The sequence below is a fragment of the Mycobacterium aquaticum genome, assembly GCF_002086485.1.
GTDB classification, from domain to species: domain Bacteria; phylum Actinomycetota; class Actinomycetes; order Mycobacteriales; family Mycobacteriaceae; genus Mycobacterium; species Mycobacterium aquaticum.
The window spans coordinates 113,991-138,237 of sequence record NZ_MVHF01000013.1 but is presented as its reverse complement, the minus strand read 5'-3'; the positions used below and the strand labels follow the sequence as shown (position 1 = coordinate 138,237).

The 24,247-nt window shown below is 67.2% G+C and carries 17 protein-coding genes; 12 read left to right on the top strand and 5 right to left on the bottom strand.

Annotated elements, in window-relative coordinates; translation table 11 throughout:
- Nucleotide 1: 1 nt before the first annotated feature.
- Together ruvB and BST13_RS15395 are read left to right on the top strand one after the other, a co-directional pair.
- On the top strand, nucleotides 2–1,057 hold the full coding sequence (ruvB, locus tag BST13_RS15400) for a Holliday junction branch migration DNA helicase RuvB (protein WP_083164887.1): 1,056 nt from the start codon (nucleotides 2–4) through the stop codon (nucleotides 1,055–1,057).
- Between the two features lie 5 nt (nucleotides 1,058–1,062).
- Complete coding sequence (locus BST13_RS15395) at nucleotides 1,063–1,449, top strand: DUF1304 domain-containing protein (RefSeq protein WP_083164886.1); 387 nt, start codon at nucleotides 1,063–1,065, stop codon at nucleotides 1,447–1,449.
- 133 nt (nucleotides 1,450–1,582) lie between these two features.
- Here the strand turns inward: BST13_RS15395 and car (BST13_RS15390) are convergent, their stop codons facing one another.
- Both car (BST13_RS15390) and car (BST13_RS15385) read right to left on the bottom strand, forming a co-directional pair.
- The gene (car, locus tag BST13_RS15390) at nucleotides 1,583–5,059 is read right to left on the bottom strand and encodes a carboxylic acid reductase (protein ID WP_083164885.1); all 3,477 of its coding nucleotides are present in this window, start codon (nucleotides 5,057–5,059) and stop codon (nucleotides 1,583–1,585) included.
- A 188-nt stretch (nucleotides 5,060–5,247) separates the two neighbouring features.
- Nucleotides 5,248–8,760 carry a carboxylic acid reductase gene (car, locus tag BST13_RS15385; protein WP_083164911.1) on the bottom strand — a complete coding sequence of 1,171 codons (3,513 nt, stop codon included), beginning with the start codon at nucleotides 8,758–8,760 and terminating at the stop codon, nucleotides 5,248–5,250.
- Nucleotides 8,761–9,074: 314 nt separating this feature from the next.
- On the opposite strand from car (BST13_RS15385), the gene BST13_RS15380 reads away from it, so the two are divergent.
- Nucleotides 9,075–9,713, top strand: coding sequence for a hypothetical protein (locus BST13_RS15380; RefSeq protein ID WP_083164910.1), 639 nt, complete (start codon nucleotides 9,075–9,077; stop codon nucleotides 9,711–9,713).
- Here the strand turns inward: BST13_RS15380 and gabT are convergent.
- Nucleotides 9,710–11,050 (bottom strand): 4-aminobutyrate--2-oxoglutarate transaminase, encoded by a 1,341-nt coding sequence (gabT, locus tag BST13_RS15375; RefSeq protein WP_083164909.1) that lies wholly within the window; start codon nucleotides 11,048–11,050, stop codon nucleotides 9,710–9,712. The genes BST13_RS15380 and gabT overlap by 4 nt on opposite strands.
- Nucleotides 11,051–11,324: 274 nt before the next feature.
- Here gabT and yajC point away from each other — a divergent pair, with 274 nt between their 5' ends.
- The 6 genes from yajC (at nucleotide 11,325) to BST13_RS15345 (ending at nucleotide 19,516) form a co-directional block, all read left to right on the top strand.
- Nucleotides 11,325–11,687 (top strand): preprotein translocase subunit YajC, encoded by a 363-nt coding sequence (gene yajC / locus BST13_RS15370; protein WP_083164884.1) that lies wholly within the window; start codon nucleotides 11,325–11,327, stop codon nucleotides 11,685–11,687.
- Between the two features lie 72 nt (nucleotides 11,688–11,759).
- Complete coding sequence (gene secD / locus BST13_RS15365) at nucleotides 11,760–13,580, top strand: protein translocase subunit SecD (RefSeq protein ID WP_083164883.1); 1,821 nt, start codon at nucleotides 11,760–11,762, stop codon at nucleotides 13,578–13,580.
- A gap of 4 nt (nucleotides 13,581–13,584) precedes the next feature.
- Entirely contained in the window at nucleotides 13,585–14,883 is a 1,299-nt protein-coding gene (gene secF, locus BST13_RS15360; RefSeq protein ID WP_083164882.1) for a protein translocase subunit SecF, read from the top strand.
- 5 nt (nucleotides 14,884–14,888) lie between these two features.
- Complete coding sequence (locus BST13_RS15355) at nucleotides 14,889–16,571, top strand: ABC transporter substrate-binding protein (protein ID WP_083164881.1); 1,683 nt, start codon at nucleotides 14,889–14,891, stop codon at nucleotides 16,569–16,571.
- The gene (locus BST13_RS15350; protein WP_425437019.1) at nucleotides 16,553–17,119 is read left to right on the top strand and encodes an adenine phosphoribosyltransferase; all 567 of its coding nucleotides are present in this window, start codon (nucleotides 16,553–16,555) and stop codon (nucleotides 17,117–17,119) included. The genes BST13_RS15355 and BST13_RS15350 overlap by 19 nt, the downstream gene beginning before the upstream one ends.
- Nucleotides 17,120–17,176: 57 nt before the next feature.
- Nucleotides 17,177–19,516, top strand: coding sequence for a RelA/SpoT family protein (locus BST13_RS15345; RefSeq protein ID WP_083164907.1), 2,340 nt, complete (start codon nucleotides 17,177–17,179; stop codon nucleotides 19,514–19,516).
- A gap of 9 nt (nucleotides 19,517–19,525) precedes the next feature.
- Here the strand turns inward: BST13_RS15345 and BST13_RS15340 are convergent, their stop codons facing one another.
- Together BST13_RS15340 and BST13_RS15335 are read right to left on the bottom strand one after the other, a co-directional pair.
- The gene (locus tag BST13_RS15340) at nucleotides 19,526–20,872 is read right to left on the bottom strand and encodes an MFS transporter (protein WP_083164880.1); all 1,347 of its coding nucleotides are present in this window, start codon (nucleotides 20,870–20,872) and stop codon (nucleotides 19,526–19,528) included.
- Nucleotides 20,872–21,477 (bottom strand): flavin reductase family protein, encoded by a 606-nt coding sequence (locus tag BST13_RS15335; RefSeq protein WP_083164879.1) that lies wholly within the window; start codon nucleotides 21,475–21,477, stop codon nucleotides 20,872–20,874. Before BST13_RS15335 ends, BST13_RS15340 begins: the two co-directional genes overlap by 1 nt.
- A 165-nt stretch (nucleotides 21,478–21,642) precedes the next feature.
- Between BST13_RS15335 and BST13_RS15330 the strand changes: the two genes are divergently transcribed.
- Genes BST13_RS15330 through BST13_RS15320 form a run of 3 tightly spaced genes read left to right on the top strand, consistent with a single transcriptional unit; the run spans nucleotide 21,643 to nucleotide 24,247 of the window.
- Nucleotides 21,643–22,260, top strand: a complete 618-nt coding sequence (locus tag BST13_RS15330) for a DUF1989 domain-containing protein (protein ID WP_083164878.1) — start codon at nucleotides 21,643–21,645, stop codon at nucleotides 22,258–22,260.
- Entirely contained in the window at nucleotides 22,257–23,384 is a 1,128-nt protein-coding gene (locus tag BST13_RS15325; protein ID WP_083164877.1) for an NADH:flavin oxidoreductase, read from the top strand. Before BST13_RS15330 ends, BST13_RS15325 begins: the two co-directional genes overlap by 4 nt.
- Nucleotides 23,381–24,247 carry a polysaccharide deacetylase family protein gene (locus BST13_RS15320; protein ID WP_083164876.1) on the top strand — a complete coding sequence of 289 codons (867 nt, stop codon included), beginning with the start codon at nucleotides 23,381–23,383 and terminating at the stop codon, nucleotides 24,245–24,247. Before BST13_RS15325 ends, BST13_RS15320 begins: the two co-directional genes overlap by 4 nt.

Below are 24,247 nucleotides of genomic sequence, written 5' to 3'. Positions count from 1 at the left end.
CATGGGTCGGTTCGACGAGACCGAGGAGCCCGACGACCGCGAGGTGACGCCGGCGCTGACCGTCGGCGAAGGTGATATCGACGCCAGCCTGCGGCCCCGCTCGCTCGGCGAGTTCATCGGTCAGCCGCGGGTGCGTGAGCAGTTGCAGCTGGTGCTCGAAGGTGCCAAGAACCGCGGCGGCACACCGGATCACATCCTGCTGTCCGGCCCGCCCGGCCTGGGCAAGACGTCGCTGGCCATGATCATCGCCGCCGAGCTGGGCTCATCGCTGCGTCTCACCTCCGGTCCCGCGTTGGAGCGGGCAGGCGACCTGGCGGCAATGCTGTCCAACCTCGTCGAGCACGATGTGTTGTTCATCGATGAGATCCACCGCATCGCCCGCCCCGCCGAGGAGATGCTCTACCTGGCGATGGAGGACTTCCGCGTCGACGTCGTCGTGGGCAAAGGCCCTGGGGCCACGTCCATTCCGCTGGAGGTCGCACCGTTCACCCTGGTCGGTGCGACCACCCGGTCCGGCGCTCTGACCGGACCGCTGCGGGACCGGTTCGGGTTCACCGCGCACATGGATTTCTACGAGCCGGTGGAGTTGGAGCGCGTGCTGGCCCGCTCGGCAGGCATCCTCGGCATCAGTCTGGGCGCCGAGGCCGGGGCGGAGATCGCGATGCGTTCCCGGGGCACCCCGCGCATCGCCAACCGGCTACTGCGCCGAGTCCGGGACTATGCCGAGGTGCGCGCCGACGGCAACATCACGCGCGACATCGCCAAGGCCGCACTGGAGGTCTACGACGTCGACGAACTTGGTCTGGACCGGCTGGACCGGGCCGTGCTGTCGGCGCTCACCCGGAGTTTCGGCGGTGGCCCGGTCGGCGTGTCGACGTTGGCCGTGGCGGTCGGGGAGGAGGCCACCACCGTCGAGGAGGTGTGCGAGCCGTTCCTGGTCCGTGCCGGGATGGTGGCGCGCACTCCGCGGGGCCGGGTGGCCACGCCACTGGCCTGGACTCACCTCGGCATGCAGCCGCCGATAACGGGTCTTGGCCAGGCCGGGCTGTTTGAATAGTCCCCATGGTCATCGCCGGTTTGGTTTTCGCCGCCCTCGCCGCAGTTCTGCACGTCTACATCTTCGTGATGGAATCGCTCACCTGGACCTCGCCGCGCACTCGAGCGACCTTCGGTACCACCGCGGAAACCGCGGAGATCACCAAGGAGCTGGCGTTCAACCAGGGCTTCTACAATCTGTTCCTTGCCATCGTCACGGGCATCGGCATCTTGGGAATTACGCTGGGGCACAACGCTGTCGGTGTTGCCCTGGTGTTGGCCGGGGTCGGCTCCATGCTGGCCGCGGCGCTGGTTCTGCTCACCACCTCACCGGACAAGGCCCGCGCCGCCATCACGCAGGGCATCTTCCCGCTGATCGCGGTGCTGCTGGTGGCCATCGGGGTCGCGCTCTAAGGCCGAGCAGACACGAAAGTCCGCGACACGCGGGGTTTCCGGTACCGCCGTGTCTGCTCGGCCAGAGACTGATCGGCCGCGGTCCTGGTGGGACCGCGGCCGCTCAGGGGATCTTCCCTTGTGGGGAAGCGTGTTACAGCAGGCCGAGCTGCTGCAGGTTGGTGACGTACTGGACGATGACCGCGGGTGTCACGTGCGGGATGTCCTTGTCGGGCCCGATCTTGGCTTCCTGCACCGCTTCCCGGAAGTGGTCGGTCGGTGCGCCTGCGCCGAGCATCGGCCGGCTGGGCTGCTGGTAGTTGTGCAGCAACGGCAGCAGTGAGGCCTGACGTTGCTTGTCCGGCAATGCGCGCAGCGCGGTGTCGAACCGCTGCAACCAGGTCGCGTAGTCGTCGATCCGATGCACCGGGTAACCGGCTTCGATGAGCCAGTCGACGAACTCGTCGAGACCCAGGCCGTCGTCGTACGGGTTCATCACGTGGTAGGTCTCGAAACCGTCCGTCACGCGCACCCCGAGGGTGGAGATCGCTTCGGCGATGAACTCGACAGGCAGGCCGTCGTAGTGCGCCCGCTGCCGTTTACCGTCGGCGCCCAGCTCATAGAACGATCCGGGCGCGATGCCGGTGGCGACCAGGCTGAACATCATCCGGGTGAACATGTCGGGCAGGTTCAGCTGGCCCGAGTAGGTGGTGTCGGCCAGGATCATGTCGCAGCGGAACACCGAGACAGGCAGCTCGCACAGGTCGTGCGCCTCGCGCAGAAGGACCTCGCCGGCCCACTTGCTGTTGCCGTAGCCGTTGGCGTACGAGTCGTCGATCTGACGTGTCGCGGAGATCTGCCGGATGTCGGCGTCCTCGACGAACTCGCCGGGCTTGATACCCCAGCCGACACCGATGGTCGAGACATACACGAACGGCTTGATCTTGGTGGTCAGGGCGATGCGGATCAGCTCGGCGGTACCCAGGGCGTTGGGCCCGAACAACTGGCTGTAGGGCAGCACGTGGTTGACCAGGGCGGCCGGGTCGACGATCAGGTCGACGTCGTCGGCCAGCCGCTGCCACGTGGCGTCGTCGAGCCCGAGGTTTGCCTCTCCCTTGTCGCCTGCGATGACCTCGAGGTGGTCGGCGGCCAATTCCTGGTAGTGGGCAAGGAGTTTCGCGTCGCCGGTGTCGAAGATGGCGTCGAGGCGGACGCGGGCTTCCTCGTTGGAGCGGGCGCGCACCAGGGCGATGACCTTGCCGTCGACCAGGTCCATGCGTTCCAGCCACTCCAGGGCCAGGTAGCGGCCCAGGAAGCCGGTGGCACCGGTCAGCAGCACCGTGCGAACCTCGGCCGGAGCCTTGGGCAATGACGGCGCGGCAGCCAGCGTCGCGGCGTCGATGAACTTGTCCAGGGTCAGGTCCGCGGCATGCACTACGGTCGCCTCACGCCCGTGTACCGACGCATACGTCGGCCGCTTCGAACCCTGCCGCTCGGCCTCGATGTAGGCCGCAATGGCCGCCAGGTCGTTGGCCGGGCTGACGATCACGCCCACCGGCACGTCTACCTCGAAGATCTCATGCAAAAGGTTGGAGAAGGTCAACGCCGACAACGAATCTCCGCCGAGATCGGTGAAGTGGGCGTCGGGCCGCAGGTCTGAGGTCGACGCCCCCAGCAGGGCGCCTGCGGCGCGGCTGACGGTGTCGAGAACGGGTGCGTCAGCGCCATGGCGGCGCAGCTCGCGCAGCTCGTTGGCCTGCCCCTCGGCGAGATCGGTGTAGAGCTGCTCGAGACGATCGCCGTAGTGCGCCTTCAACTTCGGCCGAGCCAGCTTGCGGATGCCGGTCAGCAGACCGTTCTCCAGTGTGAAAGGTGTTGTCTCGATGAGGAAGTCACGCGGCACCTCGTAGGACTGCAGGTTGGCGGCCCGGGCCGCGTCCTGCAGGGAGTCGCTGATCGCCTGCTTCGATACCGTCGGGTCGGTCGGGACCACCACGGCCAGCAGGTATGCGCGAGCGCTGTTGCCGTACAGGTAGATCTGTCGCACCAGGGGGCTGTCGCCGAACACGGCCTCCAGCTTGGACACCGTGACGAACTCGCCCTGCGACAGCTTGAGGACATTGTTGCGCCGGTCCAGGTACTCGACCTGATCGGGGCCGATCTCGGCGACGATGTCGCCGGTGCGGTAGTAGCCGTCGGCGTCGAACATCTCGGCCGTGATCTCCGGACGCTTGTAGTAGCCGGGGAACATCTGCTCGGACTTGACGAGCAGCTCACCGCGCGGATGCGGCCGGTCGGTGCTGAGGTATCCCAGCTCGGGCACGTCGGCCAGTTTGTAGTCGATCACCGGCGGGCGCTGGATGTGTCCGTCGACGAAGACGGAGCCGGCCTCGGTCGAGCCGTAACCCTCCAGCAGGTGCATCTCCAAGAGGCGCTCCACCCAGGCCTTCATCTCGGCCGAGATCGGGGCAGAGCCCGTCATCGCGGAGACGAACCGGCCACCCAGCAGGTCTTGGCGGACTTCGGCGAGCACATGCTCTTCCGCAGAAACACCGGCGCCGCGTTGATCCAACCGGCTCTGGTACTCCTGGAACAGCATGTCCCAGATCCGGGGCACGAAGCTCAGCTGTGTGGGCCGTACCAGGGCCAGGTCCTCCAGGAAGGTCGACAGGTCGCTGCGGGCGGCGAAGTAGGCGGTGCCGCCGGAGCTGATGGTGGCGTAGAGGATGCCGCGGCCCATCACGTGGCTCATCGGCATGAAGTTCAGCGTGATCGCGGGCAACACGCTCTGGTTCTCGTCCCAGCTGGCCTTGGACGCGATCCGCCACATGGTGGAGACCTTGCTCTCCGGGTACATCGCGCCCTTGGGGGTGCCGGTGCTGCCGGAGGTGTAGATCAGCAGGGTCAGCGGGTCGGCCTGACCGGACACGTACAGCGGCGCGTCGGCGAGGCTGCGGCCGCGGTCGAGCACGTCGGCAAAGGCTTCCACGTGGACATCGGTGCCTGCGAGGGCGGCCTTGGCGGCCTCGAAAGCCTCTCGCTGGTCGTCGACCTCGGGCCGGTAGTCGAACACCACCAGGCGGGCCGGGGCCGGTCCGGATTGGATCAGTGCGACGGCGTCGTCGAGGAAGTCGACGCTGGAGGCGATGACCTTGGGTTCGGTTTCGGCGATGATCGGTCGTAGCTGCGCGACGGGTGCGCTGGTTTGCAGCGGGACCGAGACCGCGCCGAGCTCGATGAGCGCGACATCGATGGTGGTGTAGTCCACGCTGGTGAAGCCGAGGATGGCGACCCGGTCGCCGGGCTTGACGGGATGGTTGTGCCAGGCGTTGGTGACGGCCTGGATACGGTCGCCGAGCTGGCGATAGGTGATGGTCTCGAAGCGAGGCAGCAGCTGGGCCGAGGTGCGGCCGTCGGCGTCGGTGACGAGCTCGACGGCGCGGGTCCCGAGGGCCGGGCGGTCGGCGTAGCCGGCCATGACTTCCTTGACGATGGCCGGCAGGCGTAGGCCGGGACGGTCGACGGCGGTGCTCACGGCCTCGTCGGGTCGTGCGGCGGCAAACTGCGGATCATTGGCATAAAGGGCGGCGAGTCGGTTCTCGAGCCGTTCTTCACGGGTTTCATTCGACATAATCAAGTCCCCTGAGCAAATCAATCTTTTGGTAGCTGACGCTTGATGCGCCTACCGAATACTACGTTAGTAAAACTAAATATATTTCGGCTGTCCAGGCTGCTGCCGTGCGAGATTCGTCACCCCGCCGATCCCCAGACGCGACAGCGCCCCGCCCGGGGACGGGGCGGGGCGCTGTACGGATGGGGTCAGAGCAGGCCGAGCTGCTTCAGGTTGGTGATGTACTGCACGATGACCGCGGGGGACACGTGCGGGATGTCCTTGTCGGGCCCGATCTTGGCTTCCTGCACGGCTTCCCGGAACCGATCGGTCGGCGCCAGCGCGCCGAGCATCGGGCGCTCCGGCTTCTGATAGTTGTGCAAGAGCGGCAGCAACGACGCCTGACGCTGCCTGTCCGGCAACGCACGCAGGGTGCTTTCGAACCGCTGCAACCACTCGCGGTAGTCATCGATGCGCTCGATCTGATAGCCCGCCTCGATGAGCCAGTCGACGAACTCGTCCATGCCCAGACCATCGTCGTACGGGTTCATCACGTGATAGGTCTCGAAGCTCTCGACCGCCTGCGCGCCGAGCGTCGAGATCGACTCCGCGATGAACTCCACCGGCAGACCGTCGTAGTGCGCCCGCTGCCGCTTGCCGTCGGCACCCAGCTCGTAGAACGAGCCCGGAGCGATACCACTGGCCACCAGACTGAACATCATCCGGGTGAACATGTCGGGCAGGTTCAGCTGACCCGAGTACGTCGTATCGGCCAGGATCATGTCGCAACGGAACACCGCCACCGGCAGCCCGCACAGGTCGTTGGCCTCGCGCAGGAGGACCTCGCCGGCCCACTTGCTGTTGCCGTAGCCGTTGGCGTACGAGTCGTCGATGCGGCGCACCGCGCTCATCTCGCGGACGTCGGCCTCTTCGACGAACTTGCCCGGCGCGATCTGGTCGCCCACACCGATCGTCGACACGTAGGTGTACGGCTTGATCTTGGTGGTCAGGGCGATGCGGATCAGCTCGGCGGTGCCCAGGGCGTTGGGCCCGAACAGCTCGCTGTAGGGCAGCACGTGGTTGACCAGGGCGGCCGGGTCGACGATCAGGTCGACGGTGTCGGCCAGCCGCTGCCAGGTCTCGTGGTCCAGGCCGAGATCAGACTCGCCCTTGTCGCCTGCGATGACCTCGAGGTGGTCAGCGGCCAGTTTCTGGTAGTGGGCAAGGAGTTTCGCGTCGCCGGTGTCGAAGATGGCGTCGAGGCGGACGCGGGCCTCTTCGTTGGAGCGGGCGCGCACCAGGGCGATGACCTTGCCGTCGACCAGGTCCATGCGTTCCAGCCACTCCAGGGTCAGGTAGCGGCCCAGGAAGCCGGTGGCACCGGTCAGCAGCACGGTACGAACTTCGGAGCCAGCCTTGGGCAATGTCGGTGCGGCAGCCAGTGTTTCGGCGTCGATGAACTTGTCGAGCGTCAGGTCCGCCGCGCTGATCTCGGCGGCATGGCGACCGTGCACCGACGCGAACGTCGGGCGCTTGGCGCCGGGGGAGCGCTCGGCCTCGATGTAGGCCGCGATGGCTGCCAGGTCGTTGGCCGGGCTGACGATCACGCCCACCGGCACGTCGACCTCGAAGATTTCGCGCAGCAGATTGCCGAAAGTCAACGCCGACAACGAATCTCCACCGAGATCGGTGAAGTGGGCCTCGGGCTGCAGATCGGCCGACGACGCGCCGAGCAGGGCCCCGGCGGCCCGGCTGACCGTCTCCAGGGCCGGCGCCTGGGCGCCGTTCTGCCGCAGCTCGCGCAGCTCGTTGGCCTGGCTGTCGGCGAGGTCGGTGTAGAGCTGCTCCAGCCGATCACCGTAGTGCGCCTTCAGTTTCGGCCACGCCAGCTTGCGGATGCCGGTCAGCAGACCGTTCTCCAGTGTGAAAGGCGTTGTCTCCACGAGGAAATCGCGGGGGATCTCGTAGGACTGCAGGTCGGCGGCCTTGGCCACGTCCTGCAGTGATTCGGCGATCGCCGTCTTCAACTCGGCAGACTCGTAGCGCGAGAGCGCATCTTCGGTGGGCACCACCACGGCCAGCAGGTACGGCCGGGCGCTGTTGCCGTAGATGTAGATCTGCCGCACCAGGGGGCTGTTGCCGAACACCGCTTCGAGCTTGGCGACCGTGACGAACTCGCCCTGTGCGAGCTTGAGCACGTTGTTGCGCCGGTCGACGTAGGTCAGCTGATCGGGACCGACCTCGGCGACGATGTCGCCGGTCCGGTAGAAGCCGTCCTCGTCGAACACGCTCGCGGTGACCTCGGGACGCTTGTAGTAGCCCGGGAACAGGTTCTCGGTCTTGACCAGTAGCTCGCCGCGCGGATACGGCTGATCGGTGCTGAAGTAGCCCAGGTCGGGGACATCCACCAGCTTGTAGTCGATGACGGCCTGGCGCTGCACCACGCCGTCGAACAGCACCATGCCGGCCTCGGTCGAACCGTAGCCCTCCAGCAGATGGATCTGCAGAAAATCCTCCAGCCAGGCTTTGAGCTCTGCCGAGATGGGTGCCGAGCCGGTCATGGCCGTAATGAACCGGCCGCCAAGCAGATTCTCACGCATGTCGGCCATCACTTCGGCCTCGACGGCGGCACGGCCGGCGGCGCCGTCGAGCCGGTGATCCACCCGGCTCTGGAACTCGCTGTAGATCATCTCCCAGACGCGCGGCACGAAGTTCAGTTCGGTCGGCCGGACCAACGCCAGGTCTTCCAGCAGGGTCGACAGGTCGCTGCGGGCGGCGAAGTAGGCGGTGCCTCCGGAGGCCAGCGACGCGTACAGGATGCCGCGGCCCATCACGTGGCTCATCGGCATGAAGCACAAATTGATCGACGCGGCGGTCGGGCTGAACCAGGCCTTGGAGTTGCGGCGCCAGAACTTGGCGACCGCGCTCTGCAGATAGATCGCGCCCTTCGGAGCTCCGGTGCTGCCGGAGGTGTAGATGAGCAGGGCCAGCGGGTCTTCGTCGGAGGACTCGGGGGCGGGGGCCTGCGGCAGGTCGGTGCCCTGCGCGATGAGGTCGGCCAACGTCTCGACGACGATGGGGCTGCCTGCCTCGGCGAGCCGCGCAGTGGCTCCGGCGACGGCATCGCGGTGGTCGTCGACCTCGATGCGGTGGTCGAACACCACGATCTTGTCCGGGGCGTAGGCGGTCAGTGCGAGTTCGACGGCGTCGTCGAGGTAATCGACACTCGCGGCGATCACGCGCGGTTCGGTCTCCACGACGATCGGCGCCAGGGCCGATGCCGACGAGCTGGTCTGCAGCGGCACCGAGACGGCTCCGAGCTGACCCAGTGCGGTGTCGATGACGGTGTAGTCGGCGCTGGCGAAGCCGAGGATGCTGACCCGGTCACCCGAGGCCACACCGGCCTGATGGAGTGCGCTGGCCAATGCCCGTACCCGTTCCCACACCTCTCCATAGGTGATGGTGTCGAAGCGGGGGAGAAGTTGTGCGCTGGTCCTGCCGGTCTGCGGGTCGGTCACGAACTCGACGGCGCGCTCGCCGATGGCGGGTCGGTCGGCGTAACCCTGTAGGACGGTCTGGACGATCTGCGGCAGTTGCAGGCCCTCGGCATCGGCGGCGGCGCTCACGGTCTCGCTCGGTGCGGCGGCGGCGAACTGCGGATCAGTGCTGACCAAGTCAGCGATGCGGCGCTCCAGCCGCTCCTCACGGGTATCAGTCGTCATCAGCATCCCTCTTTACCAAATAGCTACGTATCAAATCAGCGCGACGTTGCGCCCGACCAACTACTACGTTAGTGGATCTAAACTTATTTCCGGACGGCCAGCTCAGGCCCTGTCAATTTGCTGTGAGTGTGCGGAAATCGCCCGGGAGCCGCACGAATTCCCGCCGGCTGTGAGCGGGGTCACCATATTTGCCGGAATTGCACCAGGGTCGTGTTCGTCCAGCCGGTCGCCACCTCGAATGAGAGCAGCGTCATCCAAACGGCGTTACAGCCCGGTGATGGATGGGTACCCACTGCTTCGTCAAAGGAGGCATCATGACCGAATTCGATACCCGCGGAGGCCGGATGCGCATGCCGCGAAGTCGAGGGGCGGCCAGCGGGATACTGCTGGTCCTACTGGGAGCTTGGGGAGCGCTGATTCCCTTCATCGGTCCGTACATCGACTTCGCGTTCACGCCCGATCAGGGCTGGATGTGGACGACGGCCCGAGGCTGGCTCGAAGTGTTGCCGGGAGCCGTGACGGCCCTCGGCGGGCTGTTGTTGCTGTCGTCGGGTAACCGCGCGACGGCGATGCTGGGCGGCTGGCTTGCCGTCATAGCAGGGGCCTGGTTCGTCGTCGGCCGATCACTGGCCGGTGTGTTGGCCATCGGTGACGCCGGGGCTCCGGTGGCGGTCACCGACGCCAAGCGCGTCGCGCTGGAGCTGGCCTACTTCTCCGGGCTGGGCGCGGTCATCGTGTTCCTGGGCGCCGTCGCACTCGGCCGGCTGTCGGTGCGCAGCGTGCGCGACGTGGCGTACGCGCGGCGGCCCGTCATGGCCGAGCCCGTCGCCACCGCGACACCGGCTGCCGAGGTACCGGCCACGGACACGTCGGCCGCGCGTGAGACCCGGGAAACGCGTGAGCACCGGGGATGGGGCGGCATGTTCGGCAGGCGTCACACCCACGCGCACTAGAGATCGCGCAGGATCAGCTCGAGTACGTCGAGAGCTTCGACTAGAAGCTCGTCGCTGATCGTGAGCGGGGGCAGGAAGCGCAGCACGTTGCCGTAGGTGCCGCAGGACAGCACGATCACCCCGGCAGCGTGGGCCCCCGCTAGCAGGGCCTTGGTCAGGCCGGCATCGGGTTCGGTGGTGCCGGCCTTGACCAGTTCCATCGCGATCATGGCGCCGCGGCCGCGGACGTCGCCGATGCGGTCGTCCTCGGCCTGCCATCTCCCCAGCCGGTCTTTCATCAGCGCTTCGATCTGCCGGGCCCGGGCCACCATGCCTTGCGCCTCGATCGTCTCGATGGTCGCCAATGCAGCCGCGCAGGCCACCGGGTTGCCGCCGTAGGTGCCGCCCAGCCCCGACACGTGCGGCGCATCCATGATCTCGGCGCGGCCCGTCACCGCAGACAACGGCATGCCGTCGGCGATGCCCTTCGCGGTGACGATCAGGTCGGGGTCGATGCCTTCGTGTTCGCAGGCGAACATCGCACCGGTGCGGGCGAACCCCGTCTGCACCTCGTCGGCGATGAACACCACGTCGTTGGCCCTGCACCACGCGAGGAGCGCGGGCAGGAATCCGTCGGCAGGGACGATGAAGCCACCCTCGCCCTGGATCGGTTCGATGAGTACTGCCGCCAGATTGTTGGCGCCGATCTGTTTGTCGATGACATCGATCGCCCGCTTGGCGGCGAGTTCGCCGTCGGTGGCCATCTCCTTGCCGAACTCCGCGTCGCGGAACGGGTAAGACAGTGGCGCGCGATAGATCTCCGGGGCGAACGGCCCGAAGCCGTGTTTGTAGGGCATCACCTTGGCGGTCAGCGCCATCGTGAGATTGGTGCGCCCGTGATAGGCGTGGTCGAACGCCACCACGGCCTGTTTGTGGGTGTACGACCGCGCGATCTTCACAGCATTCTCGACGGCTTCCGAGCCCGAGTTGAACAACGCCGAGCGTTTGTCGCCCGCGACCGGCGTCAACCGGTTGAGCTGTTCGCACACGGCCACGTAGCCCTCGTAGGGGGTCACCATGAAACACGTGTGGGTGAAGTTGGCCGCCTGGGCCGCGACGGCGTCGACCACCAGCGGTGAGGCATTGCCGATGGTGGTGACCGCGATGCCGGAGCCCAGGTCGATGAGCCGGTTGCCGTCGACGTCTTCGACGATGCCACCGCCGGCCCGGGTGGCGTAGACAGGCATCGTGGTGCCCACCCCGCGGCTCACCGCTGCGGCTTTCCGGTCGATCAGGGCCTGCGATTTGGGTCCCGGGATGGTGGTGGCGAGATGACGGCTCTGCTCAAGAAGGCTCAACACTGACTCCTGCGAACGGCGGTGGCGGCGCGGACGGATTAGAGCGAGTCCGAGCCTAGTCGTCCGGGTGTGCCTGACAGTCTGTTTTGGCCAGTGCGGGCGGGGCCGCGACCGGGCCCGGCCGAGCCGGAACTTAGCCCCGCTAAGCGCGGTTCGGGCGACGGCGGCCGCGTCAGCGGATGGCCGCAATGGCAGACTGGTCCGTTATGAGGTGCCGTGACCTGCCGGTCCGGAGCCGAAGATCACACGATTCGATACGAAAGACAGTGCTGTCATGGATGTAGCCATCTTCCTTCCCCTGCTCATCATCATGGGCGCGTTCATGTTCTTTGCGTCGCGACGTCAGAAGAAGGCGATGCAGAAGACCATCGACCTGCACAACTCGCTGCAGATCGGCGACCGGATCCACACCACGTCGGGCCTGCAGGGCACGATCACCGGAATCACCGACGACAACATCCACCTGGAGATCGCCCCCGGCGTCATCACGACCTGGATGAAGCTGGCCGTCCGTGACCGCATCGAGAGCGACGCCGACGATGCCAACGACGCCGCGCACCCCGAGGTGTCGTCGGCGGCCACCGAGCTGACCGAGAGCACCGCCGTCACCGACAACGACGGATTCAAGAAAGACTGACAGCCGTCCACCCAGGGCCAGCACGTACCCTTTGCGGTGCTGACGAACTGATCTCAAGGAGACCCTAGAAACGTGGCATCGTCTTCGGCGCCGGTGCACCCTGCCCGCTACCTGACGCTCTTCCTGGTTCTGCTCATCGGCGTGTACCTGCTGGTGTTCCTCACCGGTGACAAGCAGGCCAAGACCAAACTCGGCATCGATCTGCAGGGCGGGACGCGGGTCACGCTGACCGCCCGCACCCCGGACGGCTCGGCACCCACCCGTGAGGCGCTGATCCAGGCCCAGCAGATCATCGGTGCGCGCGTCAACGGTCTTGGTGTGTCCGGGTCTGAGGTGGTCATCGACGGCAACAACCTGGTGATCACGGTGCCCGGCAACGACGGCAACGAGGCGCGCAACCTGGGCCAGACCGCCCGGCTCTACATCCGCCCGGTCATCCACGCGATGCCGGCGCAGCCCAAGCAGGCCCAGCCGCCGGCCGGGGCGCCCGGTGCGCCACCGGCACCCGGCGCGCCCGGTACTGCACCGGCTCCAGGAGTCCCGGGCGCCCCGGGAGCGCTTCCCGGTGAGGCGCCCCAAGGCGAGCCGCCCGCCGGGCAGCCCGGTGAGGCGCCCGCCGCGCCGGGCTCAGGTGAGCAGCCGGCACCTCAACCGCGGCCGTACCCGCGGGATCCGGCGCCGACGCCCGGAGAACCCGCACCGGCTCCGGCACCCCCGGCGCCGGCTCCCGCTCCTGCGCCGGCTCCCGCTCCTGCGCCGGCACCCGGCGACGCGAAGGCCGACCTCGCGCAGCGCATCGCCGACGAGAAGCAGTTGCGGCAGAGCACCAATCAGTCGGTGCAGATCCTGGCGCTGCAGTTCCAGGCCACCCGCTGCGGTGAGGAAGACGTACTCGCGGGCAACGACGATCCGAACCTGCCGCTGGTCACGTGCTCGACGGACGGGTCCACGGTGTACCTGCTCAACAAGTCGATCATGAGCGGCGAGGAGATCCAGAACGCCACCTCAGGCCTGGATCAGCAGCAGGGCCAGTACGTCGTCGACGTGGAGTTCAAGAGCGGCGGCGCCAAGACGTGGGCCGACTTCACCGCTGCCAACGTGGGCACCCAGACGGCCTTCACCCTCGACTCCCGAGTGGTCAGCGCCCCGGAGATCCGAGAGGCTATCCCGGGTGGCCGGACCCAGATCACCGGCAAGTTCACCGCTGATTCCGCGCGCGAGCTGGCCAACGTGCTGAAGTACGGATCACTTCCGCTGTCGTTCGAATCGTCTGAGGCCGAAACCGTTTCCGCCACACTGGGTCTGTCATCACTGCGAGCCGGTCTGATCGCGGGTGCGATCGGCCTGGCGGCCGTGCTGTTGTACTCGCTGCTCTACTACCGAGTGCTGGGACTGCTGGTGGCGCTGTCGCTGGTGGCTTCGGGCGCAATGGTTTTCGCCATCCTGGTCTTGCTCGGCAGATACATCGGATACACGCTCGACCTGGCAGGCATCGCCGGTTTGATCATCGGTATCGGGACCACCGCTGACTCGTTCGTGGTGTTCTTCGAACGCATCAAAGACGAGATCCGCGAAGGCCGTTCGTTCCGGTCTGCGGTTCCCCGCGGTTGGGCGAGGGCCAGAAAGACGATCGTGTCCGGCAACGCGGTGACCTTCCTGGCCGCGCTGGTGCTCTATGTGCTGGCTATCGGGCAGGTGAAGGGATTCGCGTTCACCCTCGGGTTGACCACGCTGCTCGACCTCGTGGTGGTGTTCCTGGTGACCTGGCCGCTGGTGTACCTCGCGTCGAAGTCGCCGACGATGGCCAAACCGGCGCTCAACGGTCTCGGTGCGGTGCAGCAGATCGCCCGGGAACGCCGAGAAGCCGCGCACGCAACAGCGGGACGGGGATAGAGACATGGCTGCGAAGCACTCAACCGACACCGACGACGACACCACGACGGCCGTCGAAGCACCCAGCATCGAGGCGTCCTCGGCGGCGCTGCCCAAGCACGGATTCTTCGTCCGGCTCTACACGGGTACCGGCGCCTTCGAGGTCGTCGGCCGGCGCAAGTTCTGGTACATCATCAGCGGCGTCATCGTCGCCATCGCGATCGTCAGCATCGTGCTGCGCGGATTCACCTTCGGCATCGACTTCGAGGGCGGAACAAAGGTCTCGATGCCGTCGGCCGGTGAGTCCGGCACCATCACCACCCAGCAGGTCGAGAACGTCTTCAACAAGACCCTGGGCCGCAACCCGGAATCGGTGGTCGTGGTGGGCAACGGCTCTTCGGCCACGGTCCAGATCCGGTCCGAGACGTTGTCCAACCAGGACACCGAGAAGCTGCGCACCGCACTGTTCGACGCCTTCCACCCGAAGGGCAGCGACGGCAAGCCCAGCAAGCAGGTCATCAGCGACTCGGCGGTATCGGAGACCTGGGGTGGCCAGATCACCCAGAAGGCGATCATCGCGCTGATCGTGTTCCTCGTGCTGGCGACCATCTACATCACCTGGCGTTACGAGAAGTACATGGCGCTGTCCGCCCTGGCGTCGCTGGTCTTCGACCTGCTCGTCACCGCAGGCGTGTACTCGGTGGTCGGGTTCGAGGTGACCCCGGCGACCGTCATCGGCCTGCTCACGATCATGGGCTTCTCGCTCTACGACACCGTGATCGTGTTCGACAAGGTCGAGGAGAACACCCACGGCTTCGAACACACCACCCGACGCACATTCGCCGAGCAGGCCAACCTCGCGGTGAACCAGACGTTCATGCGCTCGATCAACACGAGCTTGATCTCGGTGCTGCCGATCGTGGCGCTGATCGTGGTGGCGGTCTGGTTGCTCGGCGTCGGCACCCTGATGGACCTGGCCCTGGTCCAGCTGGTCGGCGTGATCGTCGGTACCTACTCGTCGATCTTCTTCGCCACGCCGCTGCTGGTGTCGCTGCGTGAGCGCACCGAGCTGGTGCAGCGGCACACCAAGAAGGTGCTCAACCGTCGCAACCCGGCGGCCGCGAAGGCCGACAAGAAGTCGGCCGCCAAGGCCGCTTCCGAGGACACCGAGGCTGACGACGCGGCCGACGCCGACGATGCGGAGGAGACCGTGTCGGCGTCGGCGAGCTCGACGGCTCCCGCCAAACCCGCGCCCGGAGCGCGGCCGTCGCGACCGACGGCGAGAACGGGTCGCCCGTCGGGCAAGCGGAACACCCGGCGGTAATCCGGATGGCTCAGTGGGGGGCCATCGGCCATGTCCCGCGCACGCGAGGCGCGCGACTCGCGGGCGCGGCGGTGGTGACACTGCTGGCCGCCGTCGGGGTGTCGGCCTGTGGGGGGAGCTCGGCCGACGCGATCGACTATGCGGTCGACGGCACCCTGCCCACCTACAACACGAACACCGTCGCGGGTGCGGCGTCGGCCGGGCCGCAGGCCTTCGCCCGCACGCTGACCGGTTTCTCCTACCACGGGCCGGATGGTCAGGTCGTCGCCGATCACGACTTCGGGTCGGTTTCGGTGGTGGGCCGCGCCCCGCTGGTGCTCGACTACGTCATCGACGACAAAGCGGTGTACTCCGACGGCAAGCCGATCACCTGTGACGATCTGGTGCTCGCGTGGGCGGCGCAGTCGGGCCGGTTCGCGGGCTTCGATGCGGCCAGCCAGGCCGGCTACCGCGACATCTCGACGGTGGACTGCGCGCCGGGGCAGAAGAAGGCCCGGGTGGCGTTCGCGCAGGACCGGCCGTTCGTCGACTACGCGCAGTTGTTCACCGCGACCTCGCTGATGCCGTCCCACGTCATCGCCGATGAACTGGGCCTCGTCGAGGGTGGCGTCACCACCGCACTGCAGACCGGTGACACGCCCACGGTCGACCGCATCGCCCAGGCCTGGAACACCACGTGGGACCTCAAACCGGACGTGGACCTCAAGCACTTCCCGTCGTCGGGGCCGTACCGGCTCGACTCGGTGTCGAACGACGGTGTCGTGACGCTGGTGGCCAACGACAAGTGGTGGGGCGCCAAGCCCATCACGAACAAGGTCACGGTGTGGCCGCGGGGTGCCGACATCCAGGAGCGCGTCAACAAGGGCTCCTTCGATGTCGTCGACATCGCGACCGGATCGTCGGGCGTGCTCAACCTGCCCGACGACTACGTCAGCAACGACACCCCGTCGGCAGGCATCGAGCAGTTGATCTTCGCGCCGGGAGGCCCGCTGGCGGCGACCCCGGCCCGGCGGGCGCTCGCGCTGTGCACGCCGCGTGACGTGATCGCCCGCAATGCCGTCATGCCGATCGCCAATTCACGGCTCAGTCCGGCCGCCGACGATGCGTTCGGTACTGCCGAGGGCGCCGCGGACGCTGGACAGTTCACCGTGGCCAACCCCGATGCCGCCCGCGCCGAGATCCACAACCAGCCGCTCACCGTGCGCATCGGGTATCAGACGCCCAACGCCCGGCTGGCCGCCACGGTGGGTGCCATCGCCAAGGCGTGCGCACCGGCCGGCATCACGGTGCAGGACACCGGTTCGGAAACGGCCGGACCGGTGGCGTTGCGCAGCAACCAATTCGACGTGCTGCTGGCCAGCACCGGCGGCGCGACGGGCAGCGGCTCGTCGGGGTCGTCGGCGATGGACGCGTACGCGCTGCACGGCGGCAACGGCAACAATCTGCCTGGTTACAACAACGAACGCGTCGACGGGATCATCGACGCGCTGGCCGTGACGACCGACCCGAAGGAGCTGACGCGGCTGGTCGGGGAGGGCGCACCGATCCTGTGGGGCGACATGCCGACGCTGCCGCTGTACCGGCAGCAGCGCACGGTGCTGACATCGACCAAGATGTACGCCGTGAGCAGCAATCCGACCCGCTGGGGTGCCGGCTGGAACATGGACCGTTGGAAGTTGTCGAAGTGACCGGCGAACGCGAAAGGCCTCCGATTTCCGATATTTCCCGGCTGGTGGCGTCGTTGACCCGTGAGGTCGCCGATTTCCCGGAACCCGGTGTGCAGTTCAAGGACCTGACGCCGCTGCTGGCCGACGCTGACGGGCTCTGCGCGGTCACCGACGCTCTCGCGGCCAGCGCCGCCGGGGCGGACCTGGTGGCCGGCCTGGACGCACGTGGCTTCCTGCTGGGCGCGGCCGTCGCGACCCGTCTTGGCATCGGCGTGCTCGCCGTCCGCAAGGGCGGAAAGCTGCCGCCGCCGGTGCACAGCGCGACCTACCAGCTGGAATACGGCACGGCGACCCTGGAGATCCCCGCCGAGGGGATTGATATCGCCGGGCGCGACGTTGTCATCATCGACGATGTGCTGGCCACCGGCGGGACGCTGGGCGCCGCGGTCAAACTCCTCACGGCGAGCGGCGCCCGGGTCACCGGGGCCGCGGTGGTGCTGGAGCTGACCGAATTGCGTGGTCGCGGCGCGGTGGCACCCCTGCCGGTTAGCAGCCTGCACACGGTCTGAGAGATATCCTCGAACTCTGGATGAACAGGTGGGGATGAACAGCAGGAGGTGACGGCGATGGCCGACGATCCCGGTACCGGTCAAGCCGTGCAGTCTCCACCCGCGCTGCCCGCGCCGACCCCGGCCGACGTCGCCAAGAGCAGCGCGTCGCGCCGCGTGCGCGCTCGGTTGGCCCGACGGATGACGGCGCAGCGCAGTGCCGTGAATCCGGTGCTCGAGCCGCTGGTGGCGGTGCACCGCGAGATCTACCCGAAGGCCGACCTGCAGTTGCTGCAGCGTGCCTACGACGTAGCCGACAAGCGGCATGCCGACCAGATGCGCAAGTCCGGCGATCCGTACATCACCCATCCGCTGGCGGTGGCCAACATCCTGGCCGAACTCGGGATGGACACCACGACGCTCGTGGCCGCGTTGCTGCACGACACGGTCGAGGACACCGGTTACACGCTGGAGGCGCTGACCACCGAATTCGGCAGCGAGGTCGGCCACCTGGTCGACGGTGTCACCAAGCTCGACAAGGTGGTGCTGGGCTCGGCCGCCGAGGGCGAGACCATCCGCAAGATGATCATCGCGATGGCCCGCGACCCGCGCGTGCTGGTGATCAAGGTCGCCGACCGGCTGCACAACATGCGGACCATGCGCTTCCTGCCGCCGGAGAAGCAGGCCCGCAAGGCCCGCGAGACGCTGGAAGTCATTGCCCCGCTTGCCCATCGGCTGGGGATGGCGACGGTCAAGTGGGAACTGGAAGACCTGTCGTTCGCGATTCTGCACCCCAAGAAGTACGAGGAGATCGTGCGTCTGGTCGCCGACCGGGCACCGTCACGCGACACCTATCTCGCCAAGGTGCGCGCCGAGATCGGGGTGGCGCTGTCGGCCATGAAGATCAACGCGGTCGTCGAGGGCAGGCCCAAGCACTACTGGTCGATCTACCAGAAGATGATCGTCAAGGGCCGTGACTTCGACGACATCCACGACCTGGTCGGGGTGCGGATCCTCTGCGACGAGATCCGGGACTGTTACGCCGCGGTCGGCGTGGTGCACTCCCTGTGGCAGCCGATGGCTGGGCGCTTCAAGGACTACATCGCCCAGCCGCGGTACGGCGTCTACCAATCGCTGCACACCACCGTCGTCGGGCCGGAGGGCAAGCCGCTGGAGGTGCAGATCCGCACCCGCGACATGCACCGCACCGCCGAGTACGGCATCGCCGCGCACTGGCGGTACAAGGAAGCCAAGGGCCGCAACGGCGTTCCGCATCCGCACGCCTCGACCGAGATCGACGACATGGCCTGGATGCGTCAGCTTCTCGACTGGCAGCGGGAGGCCGCGGATCCCGGCGAGTTCCTGGAGTCGCTGCGGTACGACCTTGCGGCCCAGGAGCTCTTCGTGTTCACCCCCAAGGGCGACGTGATCACCCTGCCTGCCGGTTCCACCCCGGTGGACTTCGCCTACGCCGTGCACACCGAGGTGGGGCACCGCTGTATCGGCGCACGGGTCAACGGCAGGCTGGTGGCGCTGGAACGCAAGCTCGAAAATGGGGAAGTGGTCGAGGTTTTCACCTCGAAGGCACCCAACGCCGGGCCGTCGCGCGACTGGCAGAGCTTTGTGGTGTCGCCCCGCGCCAAGGCCAAGATCCGGCAGTGGTTCGCCAAGGAGCGCCGCGAGGAAGCTCTGGAGTCCGGCAAGGACGCGATCGCGCGCGAAGTCCGGCGCGGTGGACTTCCGTTGCAGCGCTTGATGACCGGCGAGACCATGGGTGCGCTGGCCCGCGAACTGCGCTACACCGACGTATCGGCGCTCTACACCGCCGTCGGTGAGGGTCATGTCTCGGCGCGCCACGTGGTGCAGCGCATGCTGGCCCAGTTCGGTGGCGACGACGCGGCCGAGGACGAGCTCGCCGAGCGGTCCACCCCGGCGAACATGCCGGTCCGGCAGCGCACCACCGATGACACCGGTGTGGCCGTGCCGGGTGCACCCGGTGTGCTCACCAAGCTGGCCAAGTGCTGCACGCCGGTCCCCGGTGACACCATCATGGGCTTTGTCACCCGCGGCGGCGGGGTCAGCGTGCACCGCACCGACTGCACGAATGCGGCGTCGCTGCAAGAACAGTCGGAGCGCATCATCGACGTGGAGTGGGCGCCGTCACCGTCCTCGGTGTTCCTGGTGGCGATCCAGGTGGAGGCGCTCGACCGGCACCGGCTGCTCTCCGATGTGACCCGGGTGCTGGCCGACGAGAAGGTCAACATCCTGTCGGCGTCGGTCACCACCTCCAACGACCGGGTGGCCATCAGCCGCTTCACCTTCGAGATGGGTGACCCGAAGCACCTGGGGCATCTGCTCAGCGTGGTCCGCAATGTCGAGGGTGTCTACGACGTGTACCGGGTCACCAGCGCGGCCTGATCGAGGCCGTCACACGTCGACGCCGTCGGACACCTCCGCGCGGGAGCGGCCCGCGGCCGAGGTGTCGGACAGCGCGCGGCCGCGCGTCTCCTCACCGAGAACCACGGTGACCACCAGACCGATCACGTTGACGACGGCCAGCAGCCACATGACCCCGCCGAGTCCGGTGCCGGTGAGTACGAGCGGCAACACGAACGTGCTGATGGCCGAACCGATGCGGCTGATCGCGACGACGGTACCGGTGGCGCTGGCCCGTACTGCGGTGGGGAACAGCTCATTCGGGTAGATGATCTCGATGAAGTTGCAGGCACCGGAGGTGATCGCGTACAGGGCGAGCAACGCGAACAGGACGACGGCGGGGGCGTGCGGGTCGGTGGCCATGACGACGAACGCCGCGCTCATGACGGCAAAAGTCCACAGCAGCAACGGTTTACGCCCGATCTTGTCGACCAGCAGCAGTCCCGGGACGCCACCCACCAGGAACAGCACGCTGATCACCAACTCGGCCACGTACACGTTCTGTTCGCCGACGCCCATCTGTGCGAGGATGTCCGGCCCGAAGGTGTATACCGCGAACAACGGGATCACGTGGGCGGTGAAGAACACCCCGACGAAGATGACCCTGCGCAGATAGATGCCGCGAAAGAGTTCCGAATACGACGTGGCGGGCGGTTCGGCCGGGATCAGCGACGTGTCGGCCTGGGGGCCCCACACTTGCCGACATACTTCGAGTGCCTCGGCCTCGCGGCCCTTGCTGAGCAGCCACCGCGGCGATTCCGGTGTCCCGGCGCGCATCAGCAGGGTGATGATGCCGAACACCGCCGGGCTGGCGAGCATGAACCGCCAGGCGTCGGGGCCCAGCGCCGACAGCGCCCAACCCACGGCTGCCGCTGCGGCTGCGCCGGCCGCCCACACCACGAACAGTGAACCCAGCAGCCTGCCCCGGTAGCGACTCGGGATGAACTCGGCCAGAAGCGAACTGGCGATCGGATAGTCCGCGCCGATGGCCACGCCGAGCAGAAACCGCAGCAGCACCAATTGCCACGCATCGGTCACGAACGCCGACGCGATGGACACCACGACCAACATGGACAGGTCGGCGATGTACATGATCTTGCGGCCGACACGGTCGGTGACATAGCCGAAAACCAGGCCGCCCACGAAGATTCCGATCAGCGCCGCGGCTCCCACCAGTCCCACGCTGACCGAGTCGAGGCTCAACTGGCTCTTCATGGAGACCAACGCGATACCGATGATGGTCAACGCGAATCCGTCGAGGAACGGCCCGCCGGCAGAGAACACGGTGAGCCGCTTGTGAAACGCGGTCAACGGTCCGTCGTCGATGACATGGGACATCACATCTCCTCCTGGAAGAGCGGCTGCAGACGGGCGAAATGTGCTGCGGTGCGGGCGAGCGGGTCGAGCCGGGCGATGTCCACCCGCCCGTCCGGGTCCAGCACGCGACGGTCGAGATGGAAGGCAAGCACCTCGCCGATCACCAGCCGATCGCTGCCGGGCTGAACCGTGGTGTGCAGTCGGCATTCCAGGCTGATGGGTGATTCGGCGAGCCGTGGCGGCCGGACATGGCGACACGGCACCGGTGTCACCGTTGCCAGCTCGAATTCGTCGACCGACGCGTCGACCTGCACGCTGGTCAGTTCGACGGCCGGCGCCATGGCCGCAGGCGCGATGTTGACCACGAACTCACCCGTGGCTTCGATGTTGGCGGCACTGTCCTTGAGCCGGCCGGTGGCCAGGTATTCGAGGCTCAGCAGTACCAGCGGCGGCTGGGACGACACCACGGTGAAGAAGCTGAACGGCGCCAGGTTGGCGACGCCGTCGGGGCTGATGGTCGATGTCCAGGCGATGGGCCGCGGCACCACCGCAGCCTTGAGCAGGCCGAAAGCCTTGCGCGCAGACAGTTCTCCGGCATCGATGACTGTGACATCCAGACAGTCCATAGGTCTCCTTCGCTTGGCCTCGGCATGGGCCACCGGGGGTTGTGACCGTGAACACTAGGTAGCTCCGCGGACGTGGCGATATGGAGAAACATCCATCGGATCTAGCGGAGCGGTGGAGAAACAACCATTGGGCGCGGGTCGCCCGGCTGGCTTGAATAGCGAGCCATGGAGTTGACCAACACGACGAGCAGAACGACGGTGCCCGCAGGCGCCGGCCACGCGGTGACCCTGCGGCACGGGGATCGGGTGCGGGTGATCGATGCCGAAGGCGGCCAGGTCGGCGATGTATTCGCCTACGCAGCAGGCGATCTCACCGAGTACCTGAGCGCGTCACATACCCGCACCACGACCGGCCGGTTGTTTCCCGAGATGGGCGAACACTTCGTCACCAACCGGCGTAGGCCGATACTGACATTGATCGAAGACACCTCGCCGGGTATCCACGACATGCTGATCGCCGCCTGCGACGCCGAACGCTATCGCGCACTCGGCGTCACGGGGCATCCATCCTGCGCGGTGAACCTGCGAAAAGCCCTGGCGCAGCTGGGATTCAGCGCAGCTGACGTACCCCAGCCGGTGAACGTGTTCATGAACATCCCGGTCGCCGACGACGGTGTGCTGTCGTGGTTGCCCGCCGTGAGCCGGCCCGGCGACGCCGTCGAGTTCGAAGCGGCCATGGACTGTGTGGTGGTGGTGTCGGCGTGCCCCATGGATCTCAACGGCATCAACGGGCATCGCCCCACGCCGCTCGTCATCGAACTGACACAGGAGAGGATCGCATGACCACCAATCCCACGCAGACGCGGCACCCCGCGCTGAGCACTACCCACCTAGGCACTCTGGAGCTGACGAATCGCCTTGCCGTCGCGCCGATGACGCGGGTGTCGGCCGCGCCGGACGGCACCCCGACCGCAGCGATGGCCGACTACTACGCCGACTTCGCGCGTGGCGGCTTCGGGTTGGTCATCACCGAGGGCGTCTACACCGACACCACCCACAGTCAGGGCTACCTCAACCAGCCCGGCTTGGCGGTCGAGGGCCACGTGACGGGCTGGCGCCAGGTGACCGGGGCAGTCCATGCCGCGGGCGCTCCGATCGTGGCGCAGCTCATGCACGCCGGTGCGTTGTCGCAGGGCAACTCGTACGGCGTCGGCACCATCGCGCCGTCGGCCGTGCGCCCGCGCGGTGCCATGCTCGAGGAGTACGGCGGCTCTGGCCCGTGGCCCACGCCCCGGGAAATGACTCACGATGACATCGAAGCGGTGGTCGCAGGGTTCGTCGCGGCCGCGGAACGCGCGCGCGTCGCGGGCTTCGACGGCGTCGAGGTCCACGCCGCCAACGGGTATCTGCTCGATCAGTTCCTCACCGCCTACACGAACTGCCGAGCCGACGGATACGGCGGTGGCGTGCAGAACCGCATTCGGCTCACCGCGCAGATCTTGGCAGCGATCAGAGCCCGGGCTCGGGTGGACTTCCTGATCGGGGTGCGGATTTCGCAGACCAAGGTCAACGACTTCGGGTATCGCTGGCCGGGTGGGATCGCGGAGGCCGAGGTGATCTTCGGTGCCCTGCGCGATGCCGGTGCCGACTATGTGCACATCGCCAGCGAGGGCCGCGACTTCATCGAGACCGCGCGGTTGGCGGACGGGCGCACCATCACGGCTGTGGCGCGAGAGGTGACCGGGCTACCGGTGATGGCCAACGGCGGCATGCATGACCACGCGCAGGCGGCCGACGTGCTCGACGGCGGGCATGCCGACCTGTTGTCGGTCGGCCGTGGGGCGTTGGCGAACCCCGACCTGCCGCAGCGTCTTTCGGCCGGGGAGGCGCTGACCGCGTTCGATCACGGCATGCTCTCGCCGATGGCGACGATCGCCAACGCCCGTGCCTGGCGGGCCGCCCGGTGACAGCCCCGTGGCACCGCGGCGCGAACGCGGTGGCCACCCTGACCTTCGACGTCGACGCGGAGACACCGATCCTTGCCGCGGGGCACCGCTTCGGCGCACACATGATGGCGATGTCGCACCAGTCCTACGGGCCGGATGTCGGCGTGCCCCGCATCCTGGATCTGCTGGACGAATTGGGTGTTCCCGCCACGTTTTTCGTGCCGGGCTGGGTTGCCGAACACCGGCCTGGGCTGGCTGCGTCCATCGTCGAACGCGGACACGAGGTGGCCCACCACTCCTACAGTCACCGGTCGCCGGTGGCCATGACCGCCGCCGAGGAACGCGCCGATTTCGAACGGGCGCTGGCGGTGTTCGCCGCCCAGGGCATCGACATCGCCGGTCACCGTGCCGCACTGTGGGGTGCCAGTTGGCAGACGCCGCGGCTCATCGCCGAACACGGTCTGCGCTACGACTCGTCGCTCATGGGCGACGACCGGCCATACCGGCTCGCCACCGATGCCGGGCCGATCGTCGAGTTGCCGGTGCACTGGTCTCTGGACGACTGGGAGCAGTATGCCTACCTGCCAGAACCCCACATTGGATCGGTGATCGAATCCCCGGTGAAGGTCGCCGAGATGTGGCGCGCCGAGTTGGACGGCATGCGGCACTATCGCTGCCTGTTCAATCTCTGTGTCCACCCGTTCCTTTCGGGGCGCCCGGGCCGTCTGCTGGCACTGCGCGGGTTCATCGAGTACGCGCTGGCGTGCGGTGACGTGCACTTCGCGCGCTGCTGCGATGTCGCCGACGCGGTGTGCGCGGACCCGGCGATCGAACCACGCACGGTGGCACCGCCGTTCGTCGACCCCGCCGTCTATCCGGTGTAG

Bases quoted from the DNA above. Each gene is read 5' to 3' on its own strand.
- BST13_RS15340 (WP_083164880.1), bottom strand. From the start codon at position 20,872: ATGTCCCATGTCATCGACGACGGACCGTTGACCGCGTTTCACAAGCGG.
- BST13_RS15355 (WP_083164881.1), top strand. From the start codon at position 14,889: ATGGCTCAGTGGGGGGCCATCGGCCATGTCCCGCGCACGCGAGGCGCG.
- BST13_RS15335 (WP_083164879.1), bottom strand. From the start codon at position 21,477: ATGGACTGTCTGGATGTCACAGTCATCGATGCCGGAGAACTGTCTGCG.
- BST13_RS15395 (WP_083164886.1), top strand. From the start codon at position 1,063: ATGGTCATCGCCGGTTTGGTTTTCGCCGCCCTCGCCGCAGTTCTGCAC.
- BST13_RS15325 (WP_083164877.1), top strand. From the start codon at position 22,257: ATGACCACCAATCCCACGCAGACGCGGCACCCCGCGCTGAGCACTACC.
- BST13_RS15345 (WP_083164907.1), top strand. From the start codon at position 17,177: ATGGCCGACGATCCCGGTACCGGTCAAGCCGTGCAGTCTCCACCCGCG.
- BST13_RS15380 (WP_083164910.1), top strand. From the start codon at position 9,075: ATGACCGAATTCGATACCCGCGGAGGCCGGATGCGCATGCCGCGAAGT.
- yajC (WP_083164884.1), top strand. From the start codon at position 11,325: ATGGATGTAGCCATCTTCCTTCCCCTGCTCATCATCATGGGCGCGTTC.
- car (WP_083164885.1), bottom strand. From the start codon at position 5,059: ATGTCGAATGAAACCCGTGAAGAACGGCTCGAGAACCGACTCGCCGCC.
- secF (WP_083164882.1), top strand. From the start codon at position 13,585: ATGGCTGCGAAGCACTCAACCGACACCGACGACGACACCACGACGGCC.
- BST13_RS15330 (WP_083164878.1), top strand. From the start codon at position 21,643: ATGGAGTTGACCAACACGACGAGCAGAACGACGGTGCCCGCAGGCGCC.
- car (WP_083164911.1), bottom strand. From the start codon at position 8,760: ATGACGACTGATACCCGTGAGGAGCGGCTGGAGCGCCGCATCGCTGAC.
- ruvB (WP_083164887.1), top strand. From the start codon at position 2: ATGGGTCGGTTCGACGAGACCGAGGAGCCCGACGACCGCGAGGTGACG.